We start from the raw sequence: 16,835 nt of genomic DNA on the forward strand, positions 1-16,835 counted from the left end.
GGCGTCCGAGAGGCGTATTTCGGGGTGATTTGACGGTGCCGTGCTGACTCCCGTGCTGGTTTGGTGCTGACCAAAACCCGTGGCGCGTCACCGCGAGCGGCTCCACGGTGAGGCCCGGCCGTCAACTGCACGGAAGACCCGCCGAACGTGACCGTCCGGGACGCCGCCATTTCACTTCCCACGGCAAACGGCGCCGCTGGCCCCACCTACCGACGACACGCCCATCCCTAGAGCGGTGGTGTCTGTCGCGCTGCTTCCAGGTAAACGTCGGGGGCTGGCTTGCCGCGCTCCACGGACTCAACGGTGACCACGACCGGCAGCCCGGCACGCGCCGTGTACCAGTCCTCTTCGGCCTTGTGCCCGTACGGAAGGAACGCCTGGCGCAGTGCGTCAAAACGCCGTCGCCCGTTGTCAACGACCGTGCCGTCCCAGTCCACGATGAGACCGGCGGCGTTGTTCGAGGAGATCAGTCATGGGGGCCTCAACGGTGGAGGACCCGGCCATTCGGATCGACGGCCACGAGGGCCTTCGGCACATCCCCGCCGTCCACTGGCCACGGCAGGCTTCCGAGGGACTGCAGACGGAACCAGCTGGAACCCCGGCAGTTCTGGGGTGGCGACACCCTCGTCCGTGCTTATAGACACATGAGCAGACGTACTCATGCGTCGGTCCGGCTTTCCGCCGGAGGCTGGGCGCATGAGACACATCTATGGCCCCGCCCGCCTGTTTATCCGGTCCGGACACGCTCTCGCAGTGGGCGCCGTCGCCTCCCTGGCCCTTGTCGGCTGTGGCACCGACCGGCCTGGTAGCGGCAGTTCACAGGACGGGCCTGGCACGAGCGCTGGCTCCAAGGTGAGTGCCACGTCGCTGTCGGCCGACCAAGCGGCGTTCGCGAAGATGCTCGAGAGGGTTGCCGCACCGTGTCCTGCCCCCGGCGGGCCTCCCATCGCTTCGCAGCTGCCCGGTTCGCAGGAGGAGCAGAGCCTCGCCCCTGGCGAGACTCCTCCCGCCGAGCCGATCGAACCAGGTGTCCTCCCAGGGCCCGAGCCGGTGTTGAACGCCCGCGACTGGTGCGCGAGCGTCCAGCACGAACAACGCATCATCGAGGCACTGCAGGCGGTTTCGAAGCCCACCCCCGCAAGCGTCCGTAAGACCCTGAACAGGCTCGGATACATCGACGAACGCATGCACGGCCTCAAGCAGGACGGCAAAGTCACGCGCTTCCACCTTGACCTGCGTGAGAACGGCGGTCGACTCTGCGAGGCGGGCACGGCGTCGGGTGAGACAACGGACATGACCCCCTGCGTCGCCCCCGCCACCGGAACAGTCATGGTTGGCAAGGTAGAACTCCAACCTTCATGACCGCATCACCGGCCTAGTCCAAGCCGTCCTCTGCCTGCATCTGGCCAGCACGATGACTCCACCAGACCCGGGGCACATCACCTCCACCGAACGCGGAGCGGTTCAGTGCGTGACGTCCCGGCATCGGTGCCCTCGGGGATGCAGTGCATCCGCTCACCGCACCGCGTGCTGTATGCGCTGGGCGCCGAGGATGTGGAGGACCTAGCCATGCCTCTCGGTAGCGCCCTCGGAAATGGGGGGCCGCACAGCCGGGGTCCGACGACCAGCGTCCGCACGTCAGCGGCGGTGACGCCAAAGAGCCCTGGTGAAGGCCTTCGACGGTGCGAAGCCACGGGCCCTCGGGAATGGATCACGACCTCCCGTGGCTTTCGGGTGTGGACCGCGTCGGGTGGCGATCGCGGCACTCGGCTTCGTTGACAACTTTCAGGGAGTGACAGCAGCATGTCCGTTACACAGCCCGCCGTCGAACGTGTGCGTGTTTCCGCGGAACCCGACTGGTACGAGTCGGCCGGCATCTCGCTTGGCGTCCGGGTCGGGAACCTGGTCTTCACATCGGGACAGGCCCCGATCGACGCCCAGGGGACCACGGTCGGCGTGGGGGACTTCGAGGCCCAGGCCCGTCAGGCGCTCGCGAATCTGTCCACGGTGCTGACGAACGCAGGCTCCAGCCTCGCCGACACGGTCAAAGCGACCGTGTTCGTCACTGACGTCACGCAACAGGACGTCTTCGCCAGACTGCGCGCGGAACACTTCCCGGACAAGCCGCACCTCGCGGAGTCGTTCGTCGAGGTCTCCTCACTCGCCGACCCCGAGTGGATGATCGAGATCGAGGCGATCGGTCTCATTCGCTGAGAAGTGGACATCCCCTAGGGCCAGAGCAAGCCCTGGAGCGCATCGACTACAGGCACAGGGCCAGGCCGACGGCACCTAGCTCTCCCGCTGCCGCAGGTGAGAGACCGGGCCCGGCTGTCAGCGGCAGTCGCCATGTGAGGTGCCCGTCGCACGGGTTGACCCGGCCGACATCGGGCCGGACCTGGTCTTCGGCGCCCGCATCGGCGCCGGGGCGCCGGCCTGCACCGGGCGGCTGCGGACGGTCAGCCGGGAGGTGGAGCTGGGGAGGCGGCGGCGGTGTACTACCGCCGCCCCACCCCCTACGCCGTCCGGTTCGAGCATCTGCCTGCCCAGCAGCGTGACTTCGCCGCCGCGGAGGCCCGGCACGGGCTCGGCGGCATCCTCAACCATCTGCACGGCGCGACGTACGTCAACCACCCGGCGCGATCACGGCTGCGGACTTCAAGCCCGGCCAGCTCCAGCCCTCCGTCCAGCTCGGCCTCACGATCCCGCCGACGCTGGTCACCAACGACGTTGGAACCGCCCGCAAGTTCGCCGCCGACCACGGCCCCGTGATCTACAAGACGTTCCGCGGCCTGCCCCGAGACGGCGGGCCCACCGGAGCGATCTGGGCCCAGCGCGTCGACCACGACACCTTCGCCGACACGCTCGCCGTGACCGCCCACCTGTTCCAGGCGGAGATCCCCAACGGCCGGGTCCAGCGCGGCCGGGTCCAGCTTGGTGGTCAGGCCGCCGCGCGACGACTCGGCGGTCGCAGGAAGGTCATCGAACGCACCATGTCCTGACTGACCGGCTACCGCCTCCTTAACACTGCGACGCCACCGCCTCCTCGTCCGCGTCCGCGTCAACTACCCAATTCGTGGCTAACGGGTCCAGCACCATCCAGGTGGTCCGCTGAGTCTGTTCGAGCACGGGAACCGCGCAGCAGTCATCACCCCGGACTGCCGCAACATCACGCCGACGAGGACGGCCATCTCGCGGACATGGGCGTCGCGTCGCGATCGGGCGGGTCGCGCAAGGGCAGGGTGAGGCGCAAGCACCTCGGCTGGGAGATGGGCGTCGAGTACTTGGTCCACGAGGGCGGGTGGCACCGGTGCGTGGACAGCGATGCAGACCTGAACTGAGACAAGGCCGGTGGGACAGGCCCCGACCGCCTGAGCCCTCCCCGGGAAGGCATGGCGGAGTACTCGACCACCCGGCACAGCAGGGCGGCGCGCCCTCAGGAGCGGCCGGTGTGCAGCACCTCGCGGTCCCACAGGTGGCGTGGCTGCGTGTGCAGCCGCCAGTAGTGCTCCGCGATGTCGTCGGGGTCGAAGTCAGTGCCGGGGGCGACCGGGCCGTCCACGGTGACGCTCGCCGCGTGCACTCCGGAGGGCCCGTACTGCTGATCGAGCAGCGCGATCAGAGTCCGCACGCCTGCCTTGCCCAGGGAGAGGCTCACGTACTGCGGCTTGGGCTCGGGCATGCCGCCCGTGACGAGGAACGTTCCGCTCCCGCGCATCGCCATGGCCGGCGCGAGGCGTGCCGCGGCGTTGAGCGCTCCGACCACGTTGACCGCCCACGCCTCCATATGGTCCCGTACCGACAACTGGCCCAACTCGTCCGCCCGGACCAACGCGGCGTTGTACACGGTGACATCGGGAACGCCGTGCTCCCCGACGGCCTGGTCCAGGGCCGCGTCCAACTCGGCCCGGTCGGTGCTGTCGGCCTGCGCCGTGAGGACCGGCACGCCTTGGGGAGCGATCGCGGCCGCGGTGGCGCGCAGTGTCTGCGCTCCCCTGGCGATCAGCGTGATCGGCAGACCCTCCTTGGCGAACCGACGGGCGACTGCCCGCCCGATCCCCGGTCCCGCACCAATGATCACCGCACCCGGCATTGTCCGGCTCCCCTCTTGACGATCAACGATACTGGGGACGGTAAGGCATCACATCCATGTGAAGGTCAAGGAGTAGGCCGTATGCGAATCGGCGACCTGGCTCACCGAACCGGCGTGAGCAGGAGGCTGTTGCGCTACTACGAGGAGCAGGGCCTGCTCCGGCCGGTCCGGTTGGACAACGGCTACCGCGATTACGCCGAGGCAGACGTCGTCACGGTGAACCACATCCGGTTGATGCTCGACGCCGGGCTCTCCACCTCGGTCATCGCCAAGGTCGTGCACTGCGTGCGCGACAAGGACGAACTGCGAGTGCCGTCCGGCTGTCCCACCTTCATCGGTGAGTTGCGGCGCGAGCGGGCCCGCATCACCGAGACGATCGCCCGACTCGAGGGTTCCCGGCGGATACTGGACCGCGTTCTCGACACCGCGCCCCGCGACGGAGCAGATCCGTCACCCGGGACCGCCTAGCCGGGCGCGCGCCACGGCTTGAGCGTGCCTCTTGAGCCCCCCGTCAGCGGATCGGCCCTTCCTTGTCGGTGCCACAGGCCTGGGGGAAGGTGGGGAAAACGAGGAAGTACGTGGCGTGCTGCTGCGCACCGGCGAGTCACTGGGCCGGACGGTCACCGCCAACCCGTACCTGGACCGCGAGGACGACCCGACCAGGCTGCACGTCACCTTCCTCGCCGAGACGCCGACCCCCGAGCAGGCGGCCGCACCGCGGACATCGGCCGGGAAGACCGCCGAGTTCGCCCTGCTCGGCGACGAGATCCACCTGCACGTGCCGGGCGGCTACGGGCGGACCAAGCTGAACAACGCGTTCATCGAGCGCCGGCTCGGCATCACCGCGACCACCCGGAACTGGAAGACCGGCAAAGCCCTCCAGGGCATGGTTCCCCGGCAGGCAGAACGTGTCGCCGGCCACGTAGGAAGGCAGCACCTGCGGCGATGGCTGGCCTTCCGCGGCATCCGGCACCGTCTCGCCCGCAAGTGCACCGAGTACTCACAACGCCTGGGCCGGCACCACTGGGTCGTAGAGCGGACCATGTCCTGGCTATCCGGCTGCCGGCGCCTCCACCGCCGCTACGAGCAAGCCGGAACGATTCCTCGTCTTCACCGCCATCGCCGCGACCCTCATATGTCACCGCCGACTGGCCAAGTGAAATGGCGTCCAATTGGCGGCTCGTCTGAGCCTGCCGTGCCCCGAGATGTCTACCGGGCGTCGGGGGAAGGGCGGATCCCACCGCACTGACGGTGAAAAGCACCGCTGCGATGCGCATGCCCCACAGCCGGTCGAGGCGGTCGGAGGCGCGGCCCGCTGTCGCCGCGCCGACGGCGCAGCCGAGCAGGGCGGCGGCGATCACATGGGCCAGGAGGCCGTTGAGTCGTCGGAACAGCGGACTCACACCGCCACGGCGTGTCACCGCTATGGCGGTGACACGCCGGCACGATGAGCGCCGCATCGGTTCCGTCGTACCAGCGGTGCCCGCGTCATGCCTGGGCGCGGCTTTCTGGACGAAGCTCTCCAGTGAGCTGGGCGTGATCTGCGGGTACTTGGCGTTGTCCAGGGTGTCGAACTTGGCTTTGCCCGTCACCATGCACCACTGGTACTGCAGACCTACGTAGTCGAAGGGGTTGTGGGTGAGGCCGGCCTGGCGGGTGATCTCCGCGCGCAGTTCGTCGGCGGTGCCGAGGTTCTTCAGGGTGAGGGTGCGGCCGGTGGCCCGCTCGAGGGTCCGGTGGAACTGGCGCATCGACACGACCTCACCGGCGAATCGCTGGGTGCCCTTGGCCTGCGGGTCGAGGGCGACCGCGGCGGTGAAGGCGGCGGTGTCGGCGATCGAGGTGATGTCCAGGGGCTGGTCGGCATCGCCCCAGTGGGAGACGGTGCCCGCCTCCCAGTCGACGATTCCCATGAAGCCGATCATGACCTCGTAGAAGGCGCCATTGAGCACGGAGACCACATCGAGGCCCGTGTCGCCGTACGCGGCCGCGGCCTGGCGACGCCAGTCGATCATGAAGTTGTCGCCGTCGTCCAGCTTGGTGATGTCGACGGCGAAGTCAGACGGGATGAAGCGGCGGGCACCGGCCTTCTCCGCGGCGCGCACCAGGTTCAGCTGCCCGTCCACGATCAGCGCCGGGCCGCCTTGCACCGCCGAGATCACGGTGGTGGCGTCGCCGATCGCGGCGGCCAGCTTCTCCACCGGGTGGGTGATGTCACCCTCGACGAGCTCCAGGCCGCGGGCTTCCAGGGCTGCGAGTGTGGCCTTCTTGTCACCCTCGTTGCCCGGCCGGACAAGAGCTCGCACAGGGGCGCCCCTGTCGAGCAGGGCGCTGACGATCTGGCTGCCCAGCAGGCCGGTGGCGCCGACCACGAAGGTCTTCGATGCGGTGGTCATGGTGTTGCTCTTCTCGGTAGCTTCCGGGCCTCGACCGGCCCGGACAGATGTGAGCCATGCGCGTCCCGTGAGAGGTGGTTCACGGGATGAGCAGGGTCTTGCCGACGGTGCTGCGCGACTCGACGGCGGCATGCGCGTCGGCCGTCCGCTCCAGCGGAAAGCTCTGGCCGACGACCGGCTTGATCTGGCCGGTGACCGCCAGGTCCAGGACGTCGGTGACCAGCTCGCGGGCGAACGCGGGCCGGTTCCAAATGAGGCTCGCGCTGAAGCCGGTCAGGGTCAGGCCGCGGCCGAACAGCTCCATGGGCTTCACGTCGAGCGGCTGCCCGCTGGAGAAGCCGAACACGATCTGGCGGCCGGAGCCCGTGGCGAGCAGCGAGAACGACTCGCGCCCGAGCTGATCGCCGACGTGGTCGTAAACGATCTCGACGGCGCCCTGAGCGGCCTCGCGCACCTGCTCGGTCCATCCGGGCAGCGAGTGGTCGACGACATGGTCGGCGCCCAGCTCCTTGACCACAGCGAGCTTGGCGGCGCCGCGAGCCGTGCCGATCACCGTCGCGCCGGCCTGCTTGAGCAGCTGCACCAGGATTGTGCCGACGGCGCCGGCGGCGGCCTGCACCAGGACCCGGTCGCCCGCGGTGACGCGCGCGGCGTCGATCAGGCCGCGGGCGGTGGCTCCGTAGCGGTAGAGCGCGACAGCGTCCCGGAAGTCCAGCTCGTCGGGCACCGGGACGAGCCCTTCGGCGGGCGCGAGGGCATGTTCGGCGTATCCGCCGGTGCCCCCGGTGGTGGCCAGCACCCGGCTGCCGAGGAGCGCCGCATCGACGCCTGCCCCGACCTCGATGACCTCGCCCGCGATCTCCTTGCCGAGGACCACGGGCAAGGGCGCGCCGCCCAGGGCTGCGCGCATCATGCCTGAGCGGACCTGGGTCTCCAGGAACTGGATGCCGACCGCGGCCACGCGGATCGCCACCTCGCCCCGGGCGGGGTGCGGGTCCGGTAGCTCGGCGACGGTCAGCTGGTCCGGGGGACCGAAATCTTTCAGCAGGACGGCACGCACCTGTCCTCACCCCTTCAATGATGATTGTGAACGGATTGCTGGTGCGCGACGACGGGCACGAGCAGATGGCTGTCGAACCGGCCGCCGGTACGGATGATGTGGTCGTCGGCATGGCGGGTGACGCGACGTGGCCGCGTCGAGGTACAGCGGCGCGTACTCGGTACGGGGATGGGCTGCTTCCGCAACGCGCTTGCGGGGCCGAGCAGGTCACCGGCCGGGCCGCCGAGCGAGGAAGCCGACTGGACATGTCGAGCAGGACCATGAACTGGCCCACGCAGACGAGGGTGGTGATCACCCAGGACGATGCGGTGCGGTCCTGGCGCCGCCGGGCGTCAGGGGGCGGTGTGGTCGTGTCGCCGCCACTCGCGGCATCTCGGGGCCCCGGAGCGGGCCACGGGTCCTACCCTTTCTTCTCGATCGCTTCGGCAAAGGCGGCCAGATTCGCGGCCAGACTCTTGATCTCGGCGGTGCTCCAGTCATCCATCAGCTCGGCCACGATGGCGGCTCGCGCCTGCCAGAGCTTGCGGATGGCGAGCTTGCCGGCCCGACTGACGCTGACCAGCTGGGCGCGGGCGTCCGCCGGATCGGGCTCGCGGACGATGAATCCGCGGGCCTCCAGACGCTTGGCGGGCGGAGTGAGCGTGGACTTGTCGACCTCCATGAGGTTAGCGAGGACCGAGAGCCGTATGGGTGCGTGCTGGGAGATCTGGGCGAGCAATGTGTAGTCGCCCAGAGACAGGTCGAGTCCCGAGGCCGACATGATGCGGCGTCGCGCTGTGGTGGAGAACATCCAGTTCCCCACCACGGCAAGGGCCGACGCCACCTCGAGGGAAGCCGTGAGCTGTTCGTCCGGTCCGCCAGGGGGGGTGGCTGATGCGCGTCCCATGTCCGACACCATCATCTCGTTAGTTGGTTGCGTTCAACCAACTATTACCCCGTGGCCCGGTCTCTGGCAAGTGGGTTCGTCGGATCACAGCCGTGGTGACGGTCCCCTGCCCCAGCGAGCAGGAGCGCCAACTCAACATCTCCAGCGCGCGGGCAGGAGCGCTTCGCCCTGCTGTTCATGGGCATCGCGGGCGGGCTGGGGACCCACACCTTCAACATCAAGGTGGTCACCGCCGCGTCCGGCTGACCCCCTCCCGGGCACCGTCCGGTTCCGCCGCCACCGCCCTCGCGAAGGCCCGTACCGTCTCCGTCTCCCGGTCCCGGTGCCACACCAGGCCGAGAGCCGACTCGGGCAGGCCGTCGACGGGGACGAAGACGACGTCCTCCCGGCGGTGGTGGTCGGCCGTGGGCCGGCACAGCAGCAGCCCGCCGCGCCCGGCCGCGACCAGGCTCAGCCCTTCCTGGAGGGTCGTCACCTCCGGTCCCGGCAGGTCGCCGGGCGCCTGCACCGCCCGCCAGTACGCGGGCGCCGGGGGAGCGGGCCGGACCAGCGGCACGGCGGCCAGCTCGGCGACGGTGAGCGCGGGACGGCCCGCGAACGGGTGGCCGGCGCGGACGGCGACCGTCTGCTGCCGCAGCGAGAAGACCGGGCCCAGCACCAGGTCCCGTTCCTCGACCGGCAGCAGTACGACGGACGCGTCCACCAACCCGTCCCGCACCGCGCCGAACGGGTCCGCGAACGGGATCTCCACCAGCTCCGTCTCACACCCCGGATGCGCGGCATGGAACGCGGTCACCGCCCGCACCAGCCGGGCGTCCGCCGTCCCCTGGAAACCGACCCGCAGCGTGCCCCCGACGCCCCGGGCCGCCGCCCGCGCGCCCTCCACCGCCGCGGCCAGCGCGTCGTAGGCCGGGCGCAGGTCGGCGAGGAACCGCTCGCCGAGCGGGGTGAGCGTCACCCGGCGGCTGGTGCGGTGCACCAGCGTCGCCCCGATCCGCCGCTCCAGGGACCGCAGCAGCTGGCTCACCCGGCTCTGCGAGACGAACAGCCGCTCGCCCGTCCGGCCGAAGTGCCGCTCCTCGGCGAGCACCAGGAAGCATTCCAGTTCACGCGTCTCCAGCCCGGCCACGGCCGACGACCTCCCGCCCGACGATCGATGAGTCCCGCTCATGCAAGGGTGAGGACTTTGCCGTTGTTCCCTGCGCCCCGCCGCCGAAGGGTGGAGGGCATGTCCTCCACGACCACCGACCCCGTCCCGCACGGCACCCCACCCGCCGGCGCACCCCGTCACCCGTGGGCCGCCGTGCTCGCCGTGGCCGCCGCCACCTTCGCGGTCGTCACCACCGAGATGCTCCCCGTCGGCCTGCTCACCTCGCTCGGCACCGGCCTCGGCGTCTCGCCCGGCACCGCGGGCCTGGCCGTCACCCTGCCCGGCCTGGTCGCCGCGGCCGGCGCGCTGCTGCTGCCGGTGGCCGTGCGCCGCGCCGGCCGGCGCACGGTGCTGTGCGCGCTGCTGCTCCTGCTCGCCGCCGCCGACCTGCTGTGCGCGCTCGCCGGCGACTTCACCGTCCTGCTCGCCGCCCGCGCCGTCGTCGGCGTGTGCATCGGCGGGGTGTGGGCGGTGGCCGCGGGGCTCGCCGTACGGCTGGTGCCCGGGGCGTCGGTCGGACGGGCCACCTCGGTGATCTTCAGCGGGATCGCGGTGGCGTCGGTGCTCGGCGTGCCCGCGGGCACCTTCCTCGGGGAACTGGCGGGCTGGCGGTGGGCGTTCGCCGCGCTGGCCGTCCTCGCGCTGGCCGTGGCGGGCGCGCTGGCGCTCGCGCTGCCGCCGCTGCCCGCGGAACGGCCGGCCGGGCCCGGCGCGTTCACGCGGCTGCTGCGCACGCCCCGCTTCTCCCGCGGGCTGCTCGCGGTGGCGCTCCTGGTCACCGGCCACTTCGCCGCGTACACCTACGTCCGGCCCGTCCTCGAACGCGTCCCCGGCACCGGCGCCGGCCAGATCAGCGCCCTGCTCCTCGGCTACGGCCTGGCGGGTGTCGCCGGCACCTTCACGCTGGGCGCGCTCGCCGCCCGCGACCCGCGTCGGGCGCTGCTCACCGTCAGCGCCGGGATCGGCACGGCCGTCGCCCTGCTGGTGCCGTCCGGCGGCTCGGCCACCGCGTCGACGGCCCTGCTCTTGGCTTGGGGCCTGCTGTACGGGGGTGTCTCGGTGTCCGCGCAGAACTGGCTGTCGGCCTCCGCGCCGGGTGCCCGGGATGCGGCGTCGGGCCTGTTCGCGTCGGTGTTCAATGCGGCGATCGCGCTCGGCGCGTTCACCGGCGGCCGGATCGCGGACGGTGCGGGCCTGCCGTACGTGCTGGGCACGGGCGCCGCGCTGGCCCTGCTCGCCCTGGCCGCCGTCGCGTCCGCCGGGGGCGCCGCGGGGGCGGCCACCGACGTCCGGTGACCGCCCCCGTGTGGCACTCCGGGTCACGAGGCGGACAGCTCCGCCGCCACCAGCTCCGCGATCTGCACCGCGTTCAGCGCCGCGCCCTTCATCGACTCCCTGCGCCGCGTGGACCGCCTGCGCCGCCTCATCGAGTACCGGCGCTCCCTGCAACGCGACCGCGCGGGCCTGCGCTGCGCCGAGCACGTGCGTCTCGCCGACCTCCTCCTGGCCGGCGAACGGGCTGGAGGGTCCGCCTTCTTGCGCCGGCACCTGTCGTCGGTGGGCCGGGAGAAGACCGGTCGTCAGGACGAGGCCGGCTGACCGTTCGGACCGGTCAGTTCTCGTCTGCCGGCAGCAGCGCGAGCACGCGGCAGGGCGAGCCGGCCATGGTCACCGCGCCCTCGGCCTCGGCGCGGGCCTCCTCCAGCCGTCCGGCTGCCGGCAGTACGCGTCCGAACCCGCGTCAGAGCCATCCCCGGCGTGCCGCCTGCCATGCGAGTTGCATACGGGTGCCCGCCCCCGCGCGCTCCATCATGCGCTGGATGTGCCGCTGCACCGTGCGTCGGCTGAGGCCGAGTTGGGAGGCGATCGCCTTGTCGGCGACCCCCGCCACCAGCAGGGACAGCAGCTTGCGGTCGATGGCCGGCAGGTCGGGTGAGTCCGTCGTGTCGTCGATGTTCAGCGGCACGGCGTCCTCCCAGTAGCGTTCGAAGAGGGCGAGCAGGGCGCCGAGCAGGTTGCTGTCGCGCACGAGGGCGGTGGTGGGTTCGTCGGGGCTGCCCTGTGGGCCACCGGGCACCAAGGGGAAGATCGCGACCGAGCGGTCCGCGATCGCCAGCCGAAGCGGCAGTTCGGGGACCGTGCGGGCGACCTCGCCCGCACGGACGCCGGCCACCACATTGTCCACGGCTCCCTCGTCGTCGAAGAACGCCTTCTCGTAGAGCACGCGGTACCGGACGCCGCGCGCCAGGGCCTCGAACTCCTCGGCGTTGCTGCCGGACGGCATGGCCACGTACTGGGCCTTGCAGAACCACAGCATCTCCTCGCGTGCCGACGTCTGTATCTGCCGCAGATGCTGGCGCAGGGCCTCGGCGCCGGTGATGACCTCCAGGAGCTGGCCGGCGTGGTGACGCCGTGCCGTGTCCTGGTAGGCCTCGATGAGTCTGGCGGCCTCGACGCGGGCCAGCTCCAATGCGTCGGCGCTGCTCTTGATACGGGGGAGCAGGGCGACGTCGGGAGGGACGGCCCGGAAGACGCGGGGTTCGCCGTCGGTGTGGCTGACCAGCCCCATCCTGGTCAATGAGTCGAGGGCGTGCCCGATGGATTCCGGGTCCATGCCGGTGCGGCGGGCGAGTTCTTCGGCGCTCGCCCGGCCGGAGGCGACGAGGAGCCGGTAGACGGATTCCGCCGGTTCCCGGACTCCCACCGCTTCCAACACTCCGGGTCCCTCCCGAACCGCAACCCACGAGACAGTTGAAAAGCGTACTACATGGCAACGGGGTGCCGGTGGGCGAGCGGCCCCACGCCCGCTCGCCCACCGGCCGTCAGGGGGCTACCTGGTCAGGAGGAAGGCCCGCGTCACCGTCTGCCGTACTGATGCGCCGGCCGCGTCCGTCGCCGTGACGCGGACGCTCACCGGGGTGCTGCCGTGGACCGCCGAAGGGCGGGGGGCCGTGGCCTGGAAGGCGTTGTGGCCGCGATCGCGGACCTGGGCGCGCTGCCAGGTCCTGCCGTCGTCGTAGGACGTCTCCACGCGTGTCCGGACACCGCGGGGAGCGGGCAGTCCCTCCTGCGCGCGGACTGTGACGAGGAAACCGTACTTCCCGCTCGCGGCCAGTGAGTTGTCCGCCGCGACCTGCACCTCGTAGTCGAGTTGGAGCAGGTTGAGAGTGACCGGGGCGTCCGTCGTACCACCGGAGCGGAAGGACCACGACGTGTCCGTCGCCGTCCCGTACCGCCAGTCGTCCGCGACGCGTCGCGTCTTCAGGTCCAGCCGGTAGTCCGCCGGTCCGGTCGGCACCTCCACGTCCTGCCAGGCATCGGCGAGTTCCGCGACCCGCGCGCCGTCACGGTAGAGCGTGGCCCCGGCCGAGTCACCGGACTCCGCGGAGGTCCCGATGCCGCCGCCGTCAGGGGGCAGCAGACGAGACCAGTGGCCTGCCTGGGAGTCGGTGAACTCGGGTACGCGCAGCCGCAGTACGTCGCCGGAACGCACGGTCGGCGTCGTGGTGCCGGCCGGGATCGACGGCCGGACCACGGCCCCCTGCCACGTCTCATCGGCGCGTGTGCCGGCCTTGTAGGAGCGGGGCGTGTCACGCATGCCGAGCGCGAGGGGCAGGTCGACGTCGTAGGTCGTCCGGTGGTGGACCAGGTGCTGCCACGTCGTGTCGCCGGCGCTGACGTACTCGGTCCGTTCGAAACCGGTCGGCACGTACCTGGTGTACTGCAGCCACGCGGAGGTCTGGAACGGCCGCCAGCCGAAGCGCTGCTCGGCGGCCCAGCCCGTACCGCCGTTGTCGGCGTACGTCGTCCGTACGACCGCGCTGTTCGAGGCGGTGACGTCATGGCGGACGTGCCGGGGGATGCGCTGCTTGGCGACCTGCATGACGTCGTAGAGGTAGGGGCTGCGTGCCGTGCCACCGAAGCGCAGCTTCGTGGTGCGGCGGGCGATGCGGTCCAGCAGGTCGTCGCCGGACCGGGCGCCGACGCGGATCGTCGGCAGCGCCATGCGCTCGCCGTCCGGCGTCCAGCGGGTCCAGGCGTTGTCCTCCCAGTGGACCAGGACGACGGCGCGGGCACCGGCCGCCGCGGCCCGCTCGATCGCCGGGCGTTCGTCGATCCCGTCGCGGTTGGTGAGGACGGCCACCTTGCCGCGGGCGTGTGCGAGCGAGGGTTCGGTGGCGTCCCCCGCGGCCATGGCGGTCAGCGTCGAGCCGCCCTCGTCCAGCAGGGGGGAGTTGGGCATGTAGTACGCGTTGAGCCGGTTGCCCGTCCCCGCCACGGTCGCTTCGAGGAGGGGAGCGACCAGTTGCCAGCGCGAGGAGAACTCGAAGGTGCCGTGCGTGACCGTCGCCGTCGGACTGACGTACAGGCGCTTGGCGTTGTCGAAGTACATCGTCCCCTGGAGCGCACTGTGGCCGTCCAGCTCACGGTACGTCTGGTAGCTGAGCGTCCCGCGCTGCTCGGCCGGCTGGGGAGTGCGGATGTCGACCGCGCGCGTCGCGCGGGCGTCCAAGGTGACGACCGTGTCCTTGGTGACGTTCACCTCGGGTTGGATCACCTCACGCAGCTCCTGACCGTCACTCGCCGTGTCGATCGAGGCGTGGGAGACCGAGTAGACACCTTCCTCCACCTCGGCGACCGCCGTGTCGGGGTCGGTGTAGTCGACGAAGCCCTCGGCCCCCCAGATCGTCGGCAGGGCCTGGACGCGGTCGCCGTCCTTGTCGAGCGTCCGGACCGTGAGCCGGTGGACGGGGCCGTGCACGACCAGGCTGAGCGTGGTGTGCACGGTGACCGCGTCGTCCGAGGCGGTGCCGCTGACGTATCCGTAGTACTTGCCCTGGGGCACATGCGCCGGGTCGAGCGTGAGCGGCACCTCGGCAGTCCCGCCCGCCGGGACGCGGACCGTGCCCGAGCCCAGCCGGAGGGCCTCGGCGGGGACGGCCCGGCCGTCCGCCTCCGACCAGCGGGGGGTGAGGGTCAGGGTGACGTCCTCGGCGGAGCTGTTGGTGTACGTGAGCGGCACCGTGCGCGGAGCGGTGGTGCCGGCCTCGAAGGAGCCGAGGGTGACGGTGCCGGTAGCGGACACCGGGCCGAGGGCGGCGGCGACATCGATGCGCCCGCCGCCCTGTTCCGTGACCTTCTGACCCGTCATCGTGTCGGCCGAGCTGATCAGGGCGTCCTTCAGCGCAGTGCCGTCCCAGTCCGGATGGCGCTGGGCGAGCAGGGCCGCGGCGCCCGCCACATGGGGCGTCGCCATGGAGGTGCCGGACGCCGCCACGTGGTGTTCGTCGACCGGGTCGCCCATCGTCGTGCCCGCCGCCCGGGCCGCGACGATGCCCACGCCGGGCGCGGTGACGTCGGGCTTGACCGAGTCGTCGCCGAGCCGGGGACCGCGGCTGGAGAACGCCGCGAGGGAGTCGTCCCGGTCGACGGCGCCGACGGTGAGCGCCGCGTCGGCCGCGCCGGGAGAGCCGACGGTGCGGGCTCCCTGCTCGCCGCTGTTGCCCGCGGCCACGACGAACAGCGTGCCCGTGCGCCGGCCCAGCTCGTTCAGCGCCAGGCTCATCGGATCCCTGCCGTCGGTGGCCTGTTCCGAACCCAGGCTCATGTTGACGACCTGGGCCCCCTCCGAGGCGGCCCACTCCATGCCGGCGATCACCTGGGACTCGGAGCCGTAGCCGTCGTCACCGAGCACCTTGCCGATGAGCAGGTCGGCGTCCGGCGCGACCCCCTTGCGGCTGCCGTCGGACGCTGCTCCGCTGCCCCCGACGATGGACGCGACGTGCGTACCGTGGCCGAAGACGTCACCCGTGCCCGAGCTTCCGGAGAAGTCCTTGGCCTCCGTGATGCGCCCGGCGAGATCGGGGTGCGAGGCGTCCGCCCCCGTGTCCAGGACCGCGACCTTGACGCCGTCACCCCGGAAACCACCGTCCCAGGCGGCCGGCGCGCCGATCTGCCGTGTGCTGCGGTCCAGTACCGGCGCCACGCGTCCGTCCAGCCAGATCCTGGGCATGGTGGAGACCCGATCGGCAGCCACCTCCGTGCCGTCCGGTACGAGGCTTTCCCAGAACCGGCCGAGCTGCTGCTGGTCGACTCGTACGGAGCGGGCCTTGATGCTCGTCAACTCGCGTACGGGGGAGCCGTCGTCGGAGAAGGCGGTCAGCTCCCGGGCCGCCGGAGCCTTCCCGGCGGGCGAGTCGCCCAGGATCAGCGGGAGCGCGTCTGTGTGGGCCTCGTCGTAGCGCTGCGCGATCAGGGCGGTCACGTCGAACAACGCGCCGTCCAGCCGGCCGGCCGACACGAGGCCGGCGGCGTCCGAGGGCAGGACGGTCAGGCGACCGTCCTCCTCCACCGTGCGGAAGACGATGCCCTGCCGTCCAGGACCCGGTTCCACGCCGGCGGTCTGCCGGCCGATACCGGGCACCTTGCGGACGGTCACCTTGTCGCCCGTGATCAGGCGCACGGTCGCCGTTTCGTCGGACGTGACCGCGGTGACGGCCCCGCCCTTCGGCTCCGTGGCGTCGGCGATCACCGGGGACACGGCACCGGCGACCAGCGCCAGGCCCACCGATGTCGCCGCCGCCAGGCGGATCCGTCTTCTCAGTCCCATGCCTTCCCTCACAAGCGATGCGATGTTCATGCGCTCGTCAGAATCCGGCGGTGATGACATCGCTGTCACCCGATTCCGCTGGCACAGGTGCGACATGTCGCAACCGCGACACGCGTCGCCCGTGGGGCACGGCACGAGGGGAACGGGCGGGCTTCCGTCATCTGCGGCTGCGGTCGGCCTCGGACAGGCCGCCCCACACGCCGTAGTGCTCCCGCGTCTCCAGCGCCATCCGTGCGCACTGCTCCCGGACCGGGCAGCCCTCGCACACACGGCGTGCACGCTCCTCGCGTTCGCGCCGGAGGCGACCGCGCTCACCCGTGGGTGAGTAGAAGACGGAGCTGTCCATGCCGCGGCAGGCGGCGAAACGCTGCCAGTCCCACAGGTCGCCCACTGGCTGGAGACGGACTGCGTAACTGGGTGGTCTGGGCATGGCTCAGCTCCCCTCCCGATAGGTTCCACGGTGCTGTCCGGTAGAGAGTGCGCCGGTCGGAGCGCGCGCACATCCGTCGCCTGACTGACCGTCGGAGCGCAGGTGTGACGTTGAGTCGAATGACAGATGTGGTGTCCCCCACTGCCCCGCGACCATCTAGCACGACAGCGTCGGCATCGATCACGGCCGGCGCGCCGACGTATCGGAAAGGGA

At 71.2% G+C, this 16,835-nt stretch carries 14 protein-coding genes and 5 pseudogenes; 9 read left to right on the top strand and 10 right to left on the bottom strand.

All coding sequences use genetic code 11. From position 1 onward, the window contains the following. Positions 1-227: 227 nt before the first annotated feature. Positions 228-437, bottom strand: coding sequence for a hypothetical protein (locus IE260_RS16020; RefSeq protein WP_189872307.1), 210 nt, complete (start codon positions 435-437; stop codon positions 228-230). A 316-nt stretch (positions 438-753) separates the two neighbouring features. Here IE260_RS16020 and IE260_RS41655 point away from each other — a divergent pair, with 316 nt between their 5' ends. From IE260_RS41655 to IE260_RS41660, 3 genes are all read left to right on the top strand, one after another. Then, a complete protein-coding gene (locus IE260_RS41655) occupies positions 754-1,362 on the top strand; it encodes a hypothetical protein (protein WP_229880789.1) in 609 nt (202 codons plus the stop codon). Between the two features lie 441 nt (positions 1,363-1,803). Continuing rightward, positions 1,804-2,214 carry a RidA family protein gene (locus IE260_RS16030; RefSeq protein WP_189872310.1) on the top strand — a complete coding sequence of 137 codons (411 nt, stop codon included), beginning with the start codon at positions 1,804-1,806 and terminating at the stop codon, positions 2,212-2,214. A gap of 551 nt (positions 2,215-2,765) precedes the next feature. Continuing rightward, positions 2,766-2,999 carry a hypothetical protein gene (locus tag IE260_RS41660; protein WP_229880793.1) on the top strand — a complete coding sequence of 78 codons (234 nt, stop codon included), beginning with the start codon at positions 2,766-2,768 and terminating at the stop codon, positions 2,997-2,999. A 434-nt stretch (positions 3,000-3,433) separates the two neighbouring features. On the opposite strand, the gene IE260_RS16040 is transcribed toward IE260_RS41660, so the two are convergent. Further along, positions 3,434-4,090 (bottom strand): SDR family NAD(P)-dependent oxidoreductase, encoded by a 657-nt coding sequence (locus IE260_RS16040; protein WP_189872313.1) that lies wholly within the window; start codon positions 4,088-4,090, stop codon positions 3,434-3,436. An 81-nt stretch (positions 4,091-4,171) separates the two neighbouring features. On the opposite strand from IE260_RS16040, the gene IE260_RS16045 reads away from it, so the two are divergent. The 3 genes and pseudogenes from IE260_RS16045 to IE260_RS16055 all read left to right on the top strand — a co-directional run. Next, complete coding sequence (locus IE260_RS16045) at positions 4,172-4,558, top strand: MerR family transcriptional regulator (RefSeq protein ID WP_189872316.1); 387 nt, start codon at positions 4,172-4,174, stop codon at positions 4,556-4,558. A gap of 115 nt (positions 4,559-4,673) precedes the next feature. Then, positions 4,674-4,847 (top strand): annotated as a pseudogene (locus tag IE260_RS43065) (DUF1697 domain-containing protein); the annotation flags it as partial. A gap of 174 nt (positions 4,848-5,021) precedes the next feature. Further along, a pseudogene (locus tag IE260_RS16055) lies at positions 5,022-5,250 on the top strand (IS5/IS1182 family transposase); the annotation flags it as partial. 63 nt (positions 5,251-5,313) lie between these two features. Here IE260_RS16055 and IE260_RS41665 read toward each other — a convergent pair. The 4 genes and pseudogenes from IE260_RS41665 to IE260_RS16070 all read right to left on the bottom strand — a co-directional run. Further along, a pseudogene (locus tag IE260_RS41665) lies at positions 5,314-5,460 on the bottom strand (MFS transporter); the annotation flags it as partial. A 330-nt stretch (positions 5,461-5,790) separates the two neighbouring features. Continuing rightward, a pseudogene (locus tag IE260_RS16060) lies at positions 5,791-6,618 on the bottom strand (NmrA family NAD(P)-binding protein); the annotation flags it as partial. Further along, positions 6,566-7,546, bottom strand: a complete 981-nt coding sequence (locus IE260_RS16065) for a quinone oxidoreductase family protein (protein ID WP_189872319.1) — start codon at positions 7,544-7,546, stop codon at positions 6,566-6,568. The pseudogene IE260_RS16060 and the gene IE260_RS16065, both read right to left, overlap by 53 nt. A gap of 400 nt (positions 7,547-7,946) precedes the next feature. Then, on the bottom strand, positions 7,947-8,432 hold the full coding sequence (locus tag IE260_RS16070; RefSeq protein ID WP_189872321.1) for a MarR family winged helix-turn-helix transcriptional regulator: 486 nt from the start codon (positions 8,430-8,432) through the stop codon (positions 7,947-7,949). A gap of 141 nt (positions 8,433-8,573) precedes the next feature. Between IE260_RS16070 and IE260_RS41670 the strand changes: the two are divergent. Continuing rightward, a pseudogene (locus IE260_RS41670) lies at positions 8,574-8,678 on the top strand (oxidoreductase); the annotation flags it as partial. On the opposite strand, the gene IE260_RS16075 reads toward IE260_RS41670, so the two are convergent. Then, the gene (locus tag IE260_RS16075) at positions 8,659-9,561 is read right to left on the bottom strand and encodes a LysR family transcriptional regulator (protein WP_189872324.1); all 903 of its coding nucleotides are present in this window, start codon (positions 9,559-9,561) and stop codon (positions 8,659-8,661) included. The pseudogene IE260_RS41670 and the gene IE260_RS16075 sit on opposite strands and share 20 nt — an antisense overlap. A 99-nt stretch (positions 9,562-9,660) precedes the next feature. On the opposite strand from IE260_RS16075, the gene IE260_RS16080 reads away from it, so the two are divergent. Continuing rightward, entirely contained in the window at positions 9,661-10,878 is a 1,218-nt protein-coding gene (locus tag IE260_RS16080) for an MFS transporter (RefSeq protein ID WP_189872326.1), read from the top strand. A gap of 108 nt (positions 10,879-10,986) precedes the next feature. Next, complete coding sequence (locus IE260_RS16085; protein ID WP_229880796.1) at positions 10,987-11,181, top strand: hypothetical protein; 195 nt, start codon at positions 10,987-10,989, stop codon at positions 11,179-11,181. A gap of 142 nt (positions 11,182-11,323) precedes the next feature. On the opposite strand, the gene IE260_RS16090 is transcribed toward IE260_RS16085, so the two are convergent. The 3 genes from IE260_RS16090 to IE260_RS16100 all read right to left on the bottom strand — a co-directional run bounded on the left by IE260_RS16090 (position 11,324) and on the right by IE260_RS16100 (position 16,622). After that, positions 11,324-12,298, bottom strand: coding sequence for a helix-turn-helix transcriptional regulator (locus IE260_RS16090; protein WP_189872329.1), 975 nt, complete (start codon positions 12,296-12,298; stop codon positions 11,324-11,326). 114 nt (positions 12,299-12,412) lie between these two features. Next, entirely contained in the window at positions 12,413-16,192 is a 3,780-nt protein-coding gene (locus IE260_RS16095; protein WP_189872331.1) for a S8 family peptidase, read from the bottom strand. A gap of 157 nt (positions 16,193-16,349) precedes the next feature. Beyond that, positions 16,350-16,622, bottom strand: a complete 273-nt coding sequence (locus tag IE260_RS16100) for a WhiB family transcriptional regulator (RefSeq protein ID WP_189872335.1) — start codon at positions 16,620-16,622, stop codon at positions 16,350-16,352. Positions 16,623-16,835 lie beyond the last annotated feature (213 nt).

The sequence above is a fragment of the Streptomyces viridiviolaceus genome (genome assembly GCF_014650995.1).
In the GTDB taxonomy this organism is placed as follows: domain Bacteria; phylum Actinomycetota; class Actinomycetes; order Streptomycetales; family Streptomycetaceae; genus Streptomyces; species Streptomyces viridiviolaceus.

Excerpts from the sequence above, each read along its gene's own strand:
- IE260_RS16040 (WP_189872313.1), bottom strand. The coding sequence starts at position 4,090 with ATGCCGGGTGCGGTGATCATTGGTGCGGGACCGGGGATCGGGCGGGCA.
- IE260_RS16095 (WP_189872331.1), bottom strand. The coding sequence starts at position 16,192 with ATGGGACTGAGAAGACGGATCCGCCTGGCGGCGGCGACATCGGTGGGC.
- IE260_RS16045 (WP_189872316.1), top strand. The coding sequence starts at position 4,172 with ATGCGAATCGGCGACCTGGCTCACCGAACCGGCGTGAGCAGGAGGCTG.
- IE260_RS16080 (WP_189872326.1), top strand. The coding sequence starts at position 9,661 with ATGTCCTCCACGACCACCGACCCCGTCCCGCACGGCACCCCACCCGCC.
- IE260_RS16070 (WP_189872321.1), bottom strand. The coding sequence starts at position 8,432 with ATGGGACGCGCATCAGCCACCCCCCCTGGCGGACCGGACGAACAGCTC.
- IE260_RS16030 (WP_189872310.1), top strand. The coding sequence starts at position 1,804 with ATGTCCGTTACACAGCCCGCCGTCGAACGTGTGCGTGTTTCCGCGGAA.
- IE260_RS16100 (WP_189872335.1), bottom strand. The coding sequence starts at position 16,622 with ATGCCCAGACCACCCAGTTACGCAGTCCGTCTCCAGCCAGTGGGCGAC.